We start from the raw sequence: 13009 nt of genomic DNA on the forward strand, positions 1-13009 counted from the left end.
ATCTGATTGGACTTGCCTAGCCCCGAGTCCGCCCCGTAGAGTGCAGTGACAACTCCCTGGAGACACATGGATATATGAAAAAGATAGTGGCCCTCGCCGTGGGTGCGGCACTGGTAGGTGGTGGTCTGGCTGCGTGCTGGTACACGGGCAACAGCTTCGACAACATCATGGCGGAGCAGATCGCCAAGGTGGAGAAAGAGAGCGGGCTCGACATGCAGTGGCAGCCGGGCAGCAGCAACCTCTTCACCCGTGACGGGATCCTGAAGGTCGTGGTGACGCCGGAGGAGCTGGCTGCCATCGACAGCGAGCTGGAGGGCAGTCAGCCCATCGAGTTACAACTGGTGGTCAAGAGCCAGATCCTGCCGCTCTACATCAAGAGCCACTTCCTGCTCGATACCCATAATGGCACGCTAGCGCCGGTTTTCACCGCACTGGGCATGGAGCAGTGGGAACTCGGTCTGGAGTCGGTCACCAGTCTCTGGACCCAGGGTAACAGCAGCCGTTTCTGGGCCAATGAATTCAAGATCAAACAGGGGCTGGACGAGTTCAGCTTCCTGCCCCTGAGCGGCGAGTTCCACGGCAATCTGGAGGGGAATGGTCACCTCACCATGACCTGGCAGGGGATGACGGTCCATGAAGAGCAGAGCAAGATGGACTTGGTGCTGGCCGATCTGAAAGGGAGTGCCGACATTGCCGAGATCAGCGGTGTGCTCCTCTCGCCCCAGAGCGAGATGACCCTCTCGGCCCTCACGGTACAACTGCCTGACAGTGTCAAGGTCGCCCTGCAGGGGATGACAACCGAGACTCAGCTGACTGGTGATGATGCCCAGACCCTCTCCAGCAGCTATCAGATGAAAATTGCCAAGCTGGAGCTGGAGAACGAGACCGACACCCTGGCGGTGACCGACAGCAAGCTGGCGCTCAACCTCAACGGTCTGGATCTGGAAGGGTATCAGGGGCTGCAGGCCGCCGGTGGCAAGGGAGTTGAAGATGCCGCTATCCAGCAGGCGCTGGACAAAATGCTCAAACGTGGCGCGACCCTTGAACTGGCCGATCTCAGCGCCAAGCTCAACGGTGAGGCGGTGACCATGAAGGGGGACGTGAAGCTGGCCTCTACCTCGCTGGAGCAGCTGTTCAACAGCGACGCGGGGATGCAGGCCCTCTCCGGCGTGCTGCATGCCAGCCTCAGCGACAAGCTGGGCAAGGCGGTGCCGCAACTGGCCCCCATGCTCGATCAGCTGACCCTGATGGGTTATCTGAAGGCCGACAAGCAAGCGCTGACCTCCGAGCTGAAGCTGGAGAAGGGCGCGGTGACGGTAAACGATCTGCCGCTCTGACACTCGGCGCAGAAACAACAACGGCTCCCGCGGGAGCCGTTGTTGTTTCTGGCGTTTGCATATGGGCCGTGTGGGCGAATTACTTGAAGACCACCGTCTTGTTGCCGTAGACGAACACCCGCTCGTTCAGTACCAGCTCCAGCGCGCGGCTCAGCACCGATTTCTCCACATCCCGACCCGCCTTGGCCATATCGTCCGCACTGAAGGCGTGACCGACGTGGATCACGTCCTGTTCGACGATGGGGCCTTCATCCAGATCGTCGGTCACGAAGTGGGCGGTGGCGCCGATCAGCTTGACGCCGCGATCAAACGCCTGCCGGTAGGGGCGGGCACCGATGAAGGCGGGCAGGAAGGAGTGGTGGATGTTGAGGATCTTGCGCGGATAGGCCTCGACGAAGCTCGGGGTCAGCACCCGCATGTACTTGGCCAGGATCACATAGTCAGGCTCATAGCTGTCGATGATGGCGCGAACCTGCTCCTCATGTTCAGTCCGGCTCAGATCCTCGTGACTGACGGTGTGGAACGGGATATCGAACTTGCCGGTGAGCTCGGCCAGTGTATCGTAGTTGCCGATCACCGCGACGATATCCATATCCAGCGCACCCGCGTAGTTCTTCATCAGAATATCGCCGAGGCAGTGGGTCTCTTTGGTCACCAGGATGACGATGCGCTTCTTGCCCGCCTTGACCAGACGGCGCTGGGCACCGGTGGGCAGGGCATCATCGAGGTCGGCCAGCAGGGTCTCGTCGTTGAAGCGCCCCTCCAGCTCGGTACGCATAAAAAAGCGGCCATTCTCGTGATCCACAAACTCATCGTTCTTGATGATGTTGAGCTGGTGCTTGTAGCAGATGTTGGTGATCTTGGCGATGAGCCCTTTGGCATCCGGGCAATCCGTGAGCAGTATTTTCTTTTCCATCTCTGTCATTTTCCGTTTGTGGTGTTGGCGCTGCTGTCTGCGCCGGCAGCGTTGTTCAGGCTCTCTTTTCGGGCGCTGTTTTTTTGTTTCGGGAACTATGCCATAAACCGATCCGAGCCATAAAGAAATTCGCCAGTCATGGCCTCTCGTGCTGGCGAGCGTGCCGCAGAGCGGGATCCCGGGCGCAATGTTGAAACGCTTTTCAGCCTGCGGGGGATTTTGGCTGGTATCTGCAACCGTTTTTCTTTAGGCTGTCTGCGCTTATTCTCAGGGCGGGGCGCAATTCCCCACCGGCGGTATCCCGATTGACTCGGGGAGCCCGCGAGCGCCCGACCCGGCTGATTGCCAGGTCGGGGTCAGCAGATCCGGTGAGATGCCGGAGCCGACGGTCATAGTCCGGATGAAAGAGGATAAGACAGACCTTGCCGTGTTGGCCCTTTTGTGGGCTGGCCGCTGCATGCCCGTCTCTGTCTGCCTTTCCATGCCCTGATTCTGGTCCTTGTCTTGTTTAGGAGTTTTACCATGAATCAGTCTCTACTCAGTGAATTCGGTGATCCCGTTGCCCGTGTCGAAGCGGCCCTGTCTGCCTTGCGTGCCGGAGGCGGCGTGCTGGTGGCCGATGATGAAGATCGGGAGAACGAGGGCGACCTCATTTTCGCCGCCGAATCCATGACCAATGAACAGATGGCGCTGATGATCCGCGAGTGCTCCGGTATCGTCTGCCTCTGCCTGCCCGACGAGCGGGTTCGCCAGCTCGAACTGCCGATGATGGTGGAGGCCAACTCCAGTCACTACCAGACCGCCTTTACCGTGACCATCGAAGCGGCGCAGGGGGTCACGACCGGTGTCTCGGCGGCTGATCGCATCACCACCATCCGTGCAGCCATCGCAGACGGCGCTAAACCGGGCGATCTGCACCGCCCGGGTCATGTTTTCCCGTTGCGTGCGCGAACCGGTGGGGTGCTTACCCGTCGGGGTCATACCGAAGCGACGGTCGATCTGATGCAGCTGGCTGGCCTCAAACCGTTTGGTGTGTTGTGTGAATTGACCAAAGAAGATGGCTCGATGGCGCGTCTGCCAGACCTGGTTGCGTTCGGTCGCAAGCACCAGATGCCGGTGCTGACCATCGAGGATCTGGTGCAATATCGTCAATTGTTGTCAGAACGTACAGCCTGAGCCTCATACGAAATTGTAATAAGGCAAAAATTTGGTTAACCTTTGTCCGTGCCCCCACCACACGGCACTCATTTTTTAGACGAATCTGGACAAAAACTGTTCATTCAAAAAAAAATGAGGGTTTTAATGCATTTATCTGTGGTGGGGACTATGCAAAGTAGGATTTTTTTGTGCCATAATCACGCCGCTTGCTAAACGTCTGGCGAGTTCAAGGGAGCTTTAAAAATGAAAAAATTGTTGTTGGTAGGTGTTGTTGGTCTGTCCGCTCTGCTGGGCGGTTGTGCAAACACCAGCGAACTGGAAACTTCCGTTCAGAATCTGTCTAACAAAGTTGACCAACTGGCTCAAGATGTTAGCGCAGTTCGTGCTGATCAGTCCAAAATCGCTGCTGATGTTGCCGAAGCCAAGCAAGAAGCTATGCGTGCTAACCAGCGCATCGACAACATGGCTACTTCCTACAAGAAGTAATCCATGCGAGAAAAATGGCGCAGTTTTGCGCCATTTTTTTTTGCCTGAAATTCACCGTATCTCCACTATTCCCACAGCACCTTATTCCCACAATACCTTCTTCGTACTTGACCCATGAGGTCATGCCGGTCTCCCGGCACTCCCCCATCATTACCAGCCAGTTCGATTCTGATCAGTAGAGCAGACTATAGAGTTTGCGACGGTAGCTCTGCGCCGCCGGTGTGCTGCCCATGGTCGCCAGAATATCGAGATAGGTCTTTCTGGCATCGCCGAATGCCAAATCCCGCTTGAGGATCTCCAGCAGCAGTCCCAATGCCTCTTCCTGACGACCAGCCTGGTTGTATTGCACCGCCAGCTCCTGAGCCAGGGCAAAATCATCAGGCTGTTCTGCATGGCGGGCTTCCAGCGCGCGCAGCTCCGGGCTGTCTGCCGCTTGCAGGGCCAGCGCCAGTCGTGAGCTCAGGGTATGGAAGTGGCCATCCTGCGCCGCCATCGGGATGGTGCCGAGGCGCTCCTGCGCTTCATCCAGCAGGTTGAGGTCGAGCGCAGCTTGAATGAGCCACAGGCTGATGTCGTGACGTTCAGGAGCCAGCTGGTGTGCCTTGGTCAGATGGGCATAGGCGATGCTGGGCTGCTCGTCAGCCAGCGCCTGTTGCCCCTTGGCCAGCAACTCTTCCTCTTCTTTGGGGGCGAAAGCGGCGAAATACTGGCGCAGGGTGGCTTCATCCTGCGGTCCTTCGATGATCCCCTGTTCGTCAGGGCGCCCCTGATGGAACAGCACCAATGCGGGCAGGGCGCGCAGGCCGAGCTGACTGGCCAGCGGCTGCAGCTGGGGATCGTTCATATCCACCTTGGCCAGGGTGACCTGCTCATTGGCGGGCCCAACCAGTGATTCAATCAACGGTGTCATCCCCTGGCACTCTGGCATCTGCGGAGCATGGAAATAGATGACGACCGGCTTCTTCATGGACGCATCGATAAGTTCAGCGTGAAAATTCTGGGGAGTAATGTCGACGATCATGAGTTGGACTCTTCAGAAAGGGTGTTGAGTAACATGGGGTTAAGCGAGTGGCAATTCAAGCGCTCATCCAGCCGGTAAAAGGTCACGGGGGCTGCCGTCGCCGCGAGACTGAGCCAGCCGCTGGCAAAGGGCCAATCCTGTACCTGATAAGGGGTGTCATCGAGCCGGTTGTCGAGTCGCCATTCTTCCTCCGGGAGAAACCGCACCTTCTCCAGTCCCGCCGCTATGCCGCCACCGTGGGCTTTCAGTACCGCCTCCTTGCGCGACCAGAGCCGGTAGAAGGCACTCTCCTGCTCTTGGGCAGGCTGTGCGCAGAGCCACTCATATTCACTCTGTGCATAAAACCGGCGGGCCAGGGGGAGGGGATGATGCCGCCGTTTGCCCAGTTCGATATCCACCCCAAGCGGCCCCTGCGGGCAGAGCGCCAACACCAGCCAGCTGCCACTGTGGCTCAGATTGAACTGCCAAGCATCATCATGCAGTCGGGGCTTACCCTGGGGGCCGTTGCAAAATTGCAGAGTGGCTGCAGGTTGTTGCAGCCGCTCGGCCAATAGCTGGCGCAGCAGGGCGCGGCTCACCAGATATTCCTGACGCCGTTCAGGATGGGTCATGGCTTGCCAGATATGCAGCTCATCGGTTGACAGCCATTCAGGCAATTGAGCAAGCAGCTCTTGGCATACCCTGGCCGGTTTTAACAAAAAAAGATCGGTTTCGATCATGATTTTTCACTTTAAAAAGGTGCTGAAGCAGGGATAAAAGCCAGTTATCTATGAGGCCCAAGGCTCTTTTTGCGATTGTATATTGTTTGGGCATGATCACATTAATTATGAAAAATCGTGCATTTCCTTGCAAAAATGTGAGCTTGATAGGGATTTTCACTTGCCTCGATAGAATTCTTGGATATAGTCGGGTGCTGTTGCCTTATAAATTGCCCTTTGGGGCCGTATTTTAACAAGATTTACTATTTAGCGGGGATAAAGGATTGCGCCACCTGATGCTACTGCTGGTCGCACTCGGAATGGTGGGTTGTGCCTCGGCACCCCAACCCGAGGTCGCGAGCAAGATCGAAGTTTCCATGGTCGAACCTGTCATCGAACCGGAAGCTTCCCAGACACCCGATGTGAATGAAATCCTGACTGTATATAAAGAGTGGCGTGGTGTTCCGTACCGGATGGGTGGCAGCAGCCAGCGCGGTATCGACTGTTCCGCCTTTGCCCGTGAAGTGTTCCGCAATGCCGTCGGTATCGAATTACCCCGCGATACCCGCTCCCAAGTCCATGAAGGGACGCGCGTTTCCAAGCAGGATCTGGTCGAGGGTGACTTGGTCTTCTTCAAAATCAATCGTCGTCTCAACCACGTTGGTATCTATGTCGGCAATGGTGAATTCATCCACGCCTCGACTCGAGCCGGTGTGACGCGCTCCAAGTTGGATAGCCAATATTGGCGCAACAAGTTCTGGCAAGCTCGCCGGATCGATATCTGAGTCAGGCTGGACAAACGGCTCGCAGTACGGACTGTTTTTCCAACCTCACTTGAACCGGGCTCGATAGCCCGGTTTTTTATTGCCCTCGTTTAGACTTTCCCGAGTCAAATCACTATAGTGTGGGCCCGTTTTCTTCGGCAGGCTCAGTATGAAACCCCGCATCCCATCAGCCGGTGGCCCCAAGTCGGGCGACCGCAAATCCGGACTTCACTCTCGTAATCGCCATCAGGCGGGTTACGACTTTGAGGCGCTCTGCCTGCGAACTCCCGAGTTGGCTGCCCACGTCTTTATCAATGACTACGGCACCCGCACCATCGATTTTGCCGATCCCGATGCAGTGAAGACCCTCAATTGCGCCCTGCTGGCCAATCACTACGGGATTGCCCACTGGGACTTGCCTGCCGGTTACCTCTGCCCGCCTATCCCGGGACGGGTGGACTACCTGCACTGGGCGGCCGACCTGTTGGCCGAGAGCGCAGGCCAGCTCCCTACCGGCAAGGGGGTGAGGGTGCTGGATATCGGGGTGGGGGCAAACTGCATCTATCCGCTGCTCGGCTGCCGCGAATATGGCTGGCGTTTTGTGGGATCGGATATCGATCCGGTCTCGGTCAAGGCGGCCACCCTGCTGGCCAAGAGCAACGGACTCGGCAACCAGATTGAGTGTCGTTTGCAGGGTAACCCCAACCATGTGTTTCGCGGCATCATAGGGCCGAAGGAGCGCTTCGCCCTGACGCTGTGCAATCCACCGTTCCATGCGTCGCTAGAAGAGGCGAGCAAGGGGACGGAGCGCAAGCTGCGCAATCTGGGCAAGGAGGTGACAGGCGCCCCTGTGCTTAATTTTGGCGGCCAGAAGGCAGAGCTCTGGTGCGAAGGGGGCGAGGCGGCGTTTCTGGCCAACATGATTGCCCAGAGCAAGGAGTTTGCCACTCAGTGTCTCTGGTTCAGCTCGCTGGTGTCGAAAAAAGAGAACCTGCCGGGGGCGAAAAAGGCGTTGAGCCGGGTGGGGGCGCGTCAGGTACGGGTGATCGACATGGCACAGGGCAACAAGGTGAGCCGGATCCTCGCCTGGTCCTTCCTGGATGAAGAGGGATTGCGTCGCGGCTGGTCGAGCGCGCGCTGACTCCCCACCACAAGGCCCGACGAGGGCCTTTTTTCATAACGACCCCGATGAATTTCCCCTGCTGGCGGCATCTTTGGCAATCGATTTCCTCATTGGCAGATCGTGCTGGTTTACATGGTCTAAGTAGTTACTTCCGCCTTGGTACAGGTGTACGCCGAGATTTTTTTGCACTTACAGCTGAAACTTTAATAAAATAGGACTGGTTAGACCTCTTTACAGGCATTGAATCAAATAGGGATCGGTAGATGAAAGTTGTCGATTTTCTGAAGCGCAAGCGCGAAATTCTGGCGCAGCACCCCTTTGAGCTCAAGGATTGGCTCTCTCCGGCGATCCGCGACTACTGGCGTGAGTTTCAGCAAAAGGCACATCTTCACCCTTTGCTGGGGCGTGTGCTGGACTTGCAAGCCGAGTCCCAGAGCGAGCAGCAACAGGATGCAGCAACCGTGGCACAAGTGGCCAACGGTCAGCCTGCCGTGGCTCAGGAACCCGCAGTTGAGCTGGGGGCCGAGGCGGCCGAGCTCTATGCCGCCCTGCAGGCCCGCATCGGTGAAGAGACCCATGTCGGCGAGTGGCTGCACGTCAGCCAGCAGATGATCGATCAGTTTGCTGCCGTGACCGGGGATCACCAGTGGATCCACACCGATCCGGAGCGTGCGGCCGCCGAGTCGCCTTTCAAGACCACCATCGCTCACGGATTCCTGACCCTGGCGCTGTTGCCGCAGTTGACCGGCTCGGTCGATGAGGCCACCCCCGAGTTCCCGACCGCCCGCATGGTGGTGAACTTCGGGCTGGATCAGGTACGTTTCCCTTATCCCATCAAGGTGGACAGCAACATCCGCGCCCGCACCAAGCTGGCCCGGGTCACCCCCATCAAGGGTGGGCTGGAGCTGCTCAAAGAGATCAAGGTCGAGATCGAAGGGATCCGCCGCCCGGGTTGCGTCATCGAGTCGGTGACCCGCATCTACTTCTGAGCCCCCTCATCGGCATGAATGGTGAAACGGGCCCGCTGTCGTGTGCAACGAACAGCGGGCCCGTTTTTTTGCCTGTTTGCTGCAAGGGGTGAGGCGTCAGCCATAGCGCGCCGACCCCAGCTTGATATGACTCACAAAACGGTGCGCCGTGCAGTTAGCCAGCTCTCATTTTGGCGAGTTGGCCGCGTGAGGCGATAGCATGTTATGCCACTATTGGCTTCTTACTCCCGATCCTGGAGACAATAGTGCCCATCAATAACAAGATTATTCTGCCACTGCTGCTGAGCCTCGCCATCCTGCTGATCCCGACCCACTGGATCCCGCTGGAGGGGATCACCGTCATCGAGCAGCGGGTCGTGGCCATTTTCGTGCTGGCCGCCCTCTGCTGGATCCTGGAGCCCATCCCTATCTTTGCTACCTCGGTGCTGATTATCGTGCTGGAGCTGCTGCTGCTCTCCGACAAGGGGCTCTGGTTCATGACTGCCGACAAGGCTGAACCGGGGTTTGGTGAGCTGCTCAAGTCCACCGAGGTGATGGCGACCTTTGCCTCGCCGGTTATCATGCTGTTTCTCGGTGGTTTTTTCCTCGCCATTGCGGCGACCAAGTACCATCTGGACGTCAATCTGGCGCGGGTGCTGCTGCGCCCGTTCGGTCAGGATCCCCGGATCGTCATGCTGGGGCTGATGTTGATCACCGCCACCTTCTCCATGTTTATGAGCAATACCGCCACCACCGCCATGATGCTGGCCATCCTTACCCCGGTGCTGGCGGCGTTTCCCGACAAGGACCCGGCCAAAATCGGCTTTGTGCTGGCCATTCCGCTGGCGGCCAACCTCGGCGGGATCGGCACTCCCATCGGCACTCCGCCCAACGCAGTGGCCCTCAAATACCTGACCGGCGAGCATGCCATCTCGTTCGGTCAGTGGATGGGATTTGCGGTGCCCTTTGTGGTACTGCTGTTGCTGCTTGGCTGGTTTCTGCTGGGGCGCTTCTTCCCGAGCACCCTCAAGCGGATGGATCTCAAGATTGAGGGGCGCTTTATGCAGACCCCTCGCGCCTGGGTGGTCTACCTCACCTTTATCACCACCATAGTGCTCTGGCTACTGGGGGATCTGCACGGCATGAGTTCCTACGTGGTCGCCATGATCCCGGTAGCTGTGTTCCTGACCACCGGCATCATCACCAAGGACGATTTGCACAAGATCTCCCTCGACGTGCTCTGGCTGGTCTCGGGCGGTATCGCGCTGGGGCTGGCGCTGGAGGACTCCGGGTTGGCCGAGCGGCTCATCACCCACATTCCGTTCCACGAATACTCCACGCTGGCGGTGCTCATTGGTGCCTGTCTGCTGGCGGTGGTGATGGCCAACTTTATGTCCAACACCGCAACCGCCAATCTGTTGCTGCCACTGGTGGCGGCACTGGCAGTCAGCATGCCGGAGCTGGCAGAGTGGGGCGGCAGCCACACCTTGATCCTGGCCGTCACTATTTCGGTTTCGCTCGGGATGTCGCTGCCCATCAGTACCCCGCCCAATGCGCTGGCCCACGCCACCGGTCTGGTGGAGAGTCACCAGATGGTGCGCATCGGTGTCATCATGGGGTTAGTCGGCACCCTGCTGGCGATGGTATGGATCTACCAGATTGCCGCCTGGGGGCTGATCTGAGCGTACGGCGGTTTCTCATCTGTTGCCTGCTCCATCATCGGAGAAGTACCATGGCAGGTGATGACCAAAACAGAAAGAGGAGCCAAATTGGCTCCTCTTTCTGTTTGCAGTTGACTCAGAAACTGGCGCCCAGATTGAGCAGGTGCCTGAATTCGGTCTCTTTGTACTTTTGCTCGAGACCGACGAAATGCACTTCGCCATCTTCCCACTCCATCTCGCTCGACCAGGAGAGGCGCAGGTGGTCGTTGAAGTAGTAGCGCAAGCCCACGCTGCCGGTCACATCTCGCTTCAGAGTGATATAGGGGGAGGGTTGATCCAGATAGAGCAGATAGCGCCCCTGACTGAACAGCTCCAGTTTTTCCCGCCATATCGGGATGGGTTGGCGATAATCCCAGTTCATGCTGGCAAAGGGATAGTCGATGATCCGGTTGCCTTTGAAGAGCAACCCAATCCCGCTCTCTTCCCTGAAGTAGGTCTTACGCAGACCCCCCTGCGCTACGAACTCCAGCCGACGGCGCTTCTCGTTCCAGAAGCGGTAACCCGGCCCGGTACCATAGTCGAGGCTGAGGTAGTTGCTCTCCAGCATGTCATATTCGGCATTGAGCGAGCTGCGCACAAACCACTGTTGATCGAAAAAGTAGTCAATGGTCGGGTTCAGTTTGTAGTCGTGGTTATCGGTGACGCTGTCAGACGTTTCGTAGGAGTACTCTCCGGAGAAGCTGTAGCGCCAGTCCAGATTGGCCAACTCGGTCTTGCCCTTGAAGTTGACGTTGTTGGTGTGCTTGTCCTTATGTTTGAGCTTGATGTTGAGATCGCCACTACCGGTCCAGAGCCAGGCCTTGCGTTCATCCTGCTCATCCTTGAACAGGGTGAATCCACCTTTGGCGGTCGCCTTGGGTTTATCCTGATGCTCTAGTCGCCAGCGCTTGATGGCATCCCGCTTGACGGTAACGGCACCGGTATAGGGCAAAGAGATGCGTACCGACTCATCGCCAATCTCTTCGATGGTACCGGTCAGACGATCGCCATTGTTCATCCAGAGAATGTCCTTGGCCCACAAGGAGTGACAGGCCAACAGGAGTAGGAGGGGCAGGAATTTCATGAGGTAAGGTGACTCCGGTGCGACTTGGGCGCTGGTGACTTAGCCACTGACAAGTTGGCTGCTGATGGGGCGGGGCAGGCCGTTTTTGCTCTCCAGCGCCGCCGTCACCTCATCCTGCATCACGTCAGGTGCACTGATAAAGCTCTCTATGGCCGGTGATAGCATCAGCGGGGCGCCATTTTCAAGCTCCTCTTCGGTGCGGGAGAGCGGGGAGTGTACCTCCAGCCAGCGCCGACCATCCGGTTCGATGGCTACCTTGACCGGTTGATTGATGACCCGCACCGGCGTGCCGATCGGCACAATCTTGAACAGGGCCTCGATATCGTCAGGTCGCAGCCGGATGCAGCCTGCACTTACCCGCAGGCCAACGCCAAAATCCTTGTTGGTGCCGTGGATCAGGTAGTCGCGCTTGCCATAGCCAAGGCGCATGGCGAACTTGCCAAGGGGATTCTCCGGGCCGGGGGGTACCACGGCGGGCAGGGTGATCCCTTTTTGCTCCAGCCAGGATTTGCGCACCATGGGGCCGGGTACCCAGGTCGGGTTGGGATTCTTCTCGATGACGGTGGTGGTCATCTCCGGAGTCTCACGGCCGATATCACCAATCCCGATGGGCAGCACGATGACCTCGTTCTTCCCTTTCGGGAAGTAGTAGAGGCGCAGTTCGGGCAGATTGATGACGATCCCCTCACGAGGCACATCAGGCAGCAGCATCTGGGTGGGCAGCGTCAAGCGGGTGCCCGGCTTGGGTAAATAGGGATCTACACCCGGATTTGCCTCAAGCAGCGCCAAAAATCCAATTTGCGTATTTTTGCCAACCAGTTCCAGATGTTCATTCTGCTGGATGATGTAATCCTCCAGCTCACCGATGAGGCGACTCCCGGCAGGTGGCAGCGGGTAGCGTTTGGCCTCTGCCGGCGCCGCGCAAAGCAGGATGGCTGCCAGCAGCATGGAAAGGGCAGGCGTTATGGAGAGGGGCATGAGTTTTGGCAATCGCATAAGGAGATCCATCAGTTCAATCGGGGCGGAACATTATCAACACAGCCGCCAGAATGGCGCGATTGTTCCTCAATCAGCCCATGATTACCAGCTTGCCGCGCACCCGCAATGATGTGGGGATACATAGGAAACCGGCCAAAATCGGCATCACCCATAAATTTGAGCGCCAAGCAGGAAAAATAGACGCCTCATGGCAATGGGGGAATGTCACGATATGGATAATCGCCGGGTGTGTGAGAGGGTTAATGGCGGGTGGATGCAGGGCTATACAGGGTGGCCTCGCAACGCGAACAGCACGCGCCGCATTGTGAGCCTGCTCCCAGATAGCTGATTCAGCCATTTGATATCTAAGAAATTTTTATTGCATCCTCGGCCCAGCTTGGGTAAAAATCTCTCCCCACGGAGAGATGCCGGAGTGGCCGAACGGGATTGACTCGAAATCAATTGTGGCAGCAATGCCACCCAGGGTTCGAATCCCTGTCTCTCCGCCACATACCAAGCCCAACCTATTGAATAGGTTGGACTTTTTCATTATTTTACTTTTGCTGATGTACCATTCAATATGCCATCGGGTATTGACTGGCATAGAACATCACTGAACAGCGTTGGACATTTTTTCATTCCAGCTCTTAGTGAAAATTCCTCTATTTTGCTCACCCTCGGGTTCGAGGTTGGTCAGCTTGGACTATTCCAGTGGATGGGAACCAGACACCTCTTTGGCGTGATCTTCCCGAGGATAACTCATGTCTATTAGGGGG

General features: G+C 57.4%; 12 protein-coding genes, 1 tRNA gene and 1 riboswitch. Of the genes, 8 read left to right on the plus strand and 5 right to left on the minus strand.

Features of this window, described 5'->3' with window-relative positions:
* The first annotated feature begins 74 nt into the window (after positions 1-74).
* On the plus strand, positions 75-1337 hold the full coding sequence (locus tag ACTG2T_RS16780; RefSeq protein WP_151287280.1) for a DUF945 family protein: 1263 nt from the start codon (positions 75-77) through the stop codon (positions 1335-1337).
* A gap of 79 nt (positions 1338-1416) precedes the next feature.
* Here ACTG2T_RS16780 and purU read toward each other — a convergent pair whose 3' ends face one another.
* On the minus strand, positions 1417-2253 hold the full coding sequence (gene purU, locus ACTG2T_RS16785) for a formyltetrahydrofolate deformylase (RefSeq protein ID WP_005361738.1): 837 nt from the start codon (positions 2251-2253) through the stop codon (positions 1417-1419).
* 259 nt (positions 2254-2512) lie between these two features.
* A riboswitch (FMN riboswitch) is annotated at positions 2513-2669 on the plus strand.
* Positions 2670-2775: 106 nt separating this feature from the next.
* On the opposite strand from purU, the gene ribB reads away from it, so the two are divergent.
* Both ribB and ACTG2T_RS16795 read left to right on the plus strand, forming a co-directional pair.
* Complete coding sequence (ribB, locus tag ACTG2T_RS16790) at positions 2776-3429, plus strand: 3,4-dihydroxy-2-butanone-4-phosphate synthase (RefSeq protein WP_005334344.1); 654 nt, start codon at positions 2776-2778, stop codon at positions 3427-3429.
* A gap of 225 nt (positions 3430-3654) precedes the next feature.
* Positions 3655-3897, plus strand: a complete 243-nt coding sequence (locus tag ACTG2T_RS16795) for an Lpp/OprI family alanine-zipper lipoprotein (protein WP_005334342.1) — start codon at positions 3655-3657, stop codon at positions 3895-3897.
* 172 nt (positions 3898-4069) lie between these two features.
* On the opposite strand, the gene ACTG2T_RS16800 is transcribed toward ACTG2T_RS16795, so the two are convergent.
* Both ACTG2T_RS16800 and ACTG2T_RS16805 read right to left on the minus strand, forming a co-directional pair.
* Positions 4070-4918 (minus strand): tetratricopeptide repeat protein, encoded by an 849-nt coding sequence (locus ACTG2T_RS16800; protein ID WP_005353298.1) that lies wholly within the window; start codon positions 4916-4918, stop codon positions 4070-4072.
* Complete coding sequence (locus ACTG2T_RS16805; protein WP_330124795.1) at positions 4915-5637, minus strand: 4'-phosphopantetheinyl transferase family protein; 723 nt, start codon at positions 5635-5637, stop codon at positions 4915-4917. The genes ACTG2T_RS16800 and ACTG2T_RS16805 overlap by 4 nt, the downstream gene beginning before the upstream one ends.
* A 275-nt stretch (positions 5638-5912) precedes the next feature.
* Here ACTG2T_RS16805 and ACTG2T_RS16810 point away from each other — a divergent pair, with 275 nt between their 5' ends.
* The 4 genes from ACTG2T_RS16810 to ACTG2T_RS16825 all read left to right on the plus strand — a co-directional run bounded on the left by ACTG2T_RS16810 (position 5913) and on the right by ACTG2T_RS16825 (position 10153).
* On the plus strand, positions 5913-6401 hold the full coding sequence (locus ACTG2T_RS16810; protein WP_005334331.1) for a C40 family peptidase: 489 nt from the start codon (positions 5913-5915) through the stop codon (positions 6399-6401).
* 148 nt (positions 6402-6549) lie between these two features.
* On the plus strand, positions 6550-7521 hold the full coding sequence (rlmF, locus tag ACTG2T_RS16815; RefSeq protein WP_330124796.1) for a 23S rRNA (adenine(1618)-N(6))-methyltransferase RlmF: 972 nt from the start codon (positions 6550-6552) through the stop codon (positions 7519-7521).
* Positions 7522-7766: 245 nt separating this feature from the next.
* Positions 7767-8492, plus strand: coding sequence for a MaoC family dehydratase (locus tag ACTG2T_RS16820; RefSeq protein ID WP_019445964.1), 726 nt, complete (start codon positions 7767-7769; stop codon positions 8490-8492).
* A 245-nt stretch (positions 8493-8737) separates the two neighbouring features.
* Positions 8738-10153 carry an SLC13 family permease gene (locus ACTG2T_RS16825; RefSeq protein WP_021229232.1) on the plus strand — a complete coding sequence of 472 codons (1416 nt, stop codon included), beginning with the start codon at positions 8738-8740 and terminating at the stop codon, positions 10151-10153.
* Between the two features lie 115 nt (positions 10154-10268).
* On the opposite strand, the gene ACTG2T_RS16830 is transcribed toward ACTG2T_RS16825, so the two are convergent.
* Together ACTG2T_RS16830 and ACTG2T_RS16835 are read right to left on the minus strand one after the other, a co-directional pair.
* Complete coding sequence (locus tag ACTG2T_RS16830) at positions 10269-11255, minus strand: DUF481 domain-containing protein (protein ID WP_330124797.1); 987 nt, start codon at positions 11253-11255, stop codon at positions 10269-10271.
* A 39-nt stretch (positions 11256-11294) separates the two neighbouring features.
* Positions 11295-12251: a L,D-transpeptidase family protein gene (locus tag ACTG2T_RS16835; protein ID WP_139460342.1), complete on the minus strand. Its 957-nt coding sequence runs from the start codon at positions 12249-12251 to the stop codon at positions 11295-11297.
* 401 nt (positions 12252-12652) lie between these two features.
* On the opposite strand from ACTG2T_RS16835, the gene ACTG2T_RS16840 reads away from it, so the two are divergent.
* Positions 12653-12742: transfer RNA gene (locus ACTG2T_RS16840), tRNA-Ser, on the plus strand.
* The last annotated feature ends 267 nt before the right edge of the window (positions 12743-13009 follow it).

Origin of the sequence: Aeromonas sp. 75A (assembly GCF_051919425.1) — a bacterium.
Taxonomy (GTDB): Bacteria; Pseudomonadota; Gammaproteobacteria; order Enterobacterales; family Aeromonadaceae; genus Aeromonas; species Aeromonas veronii.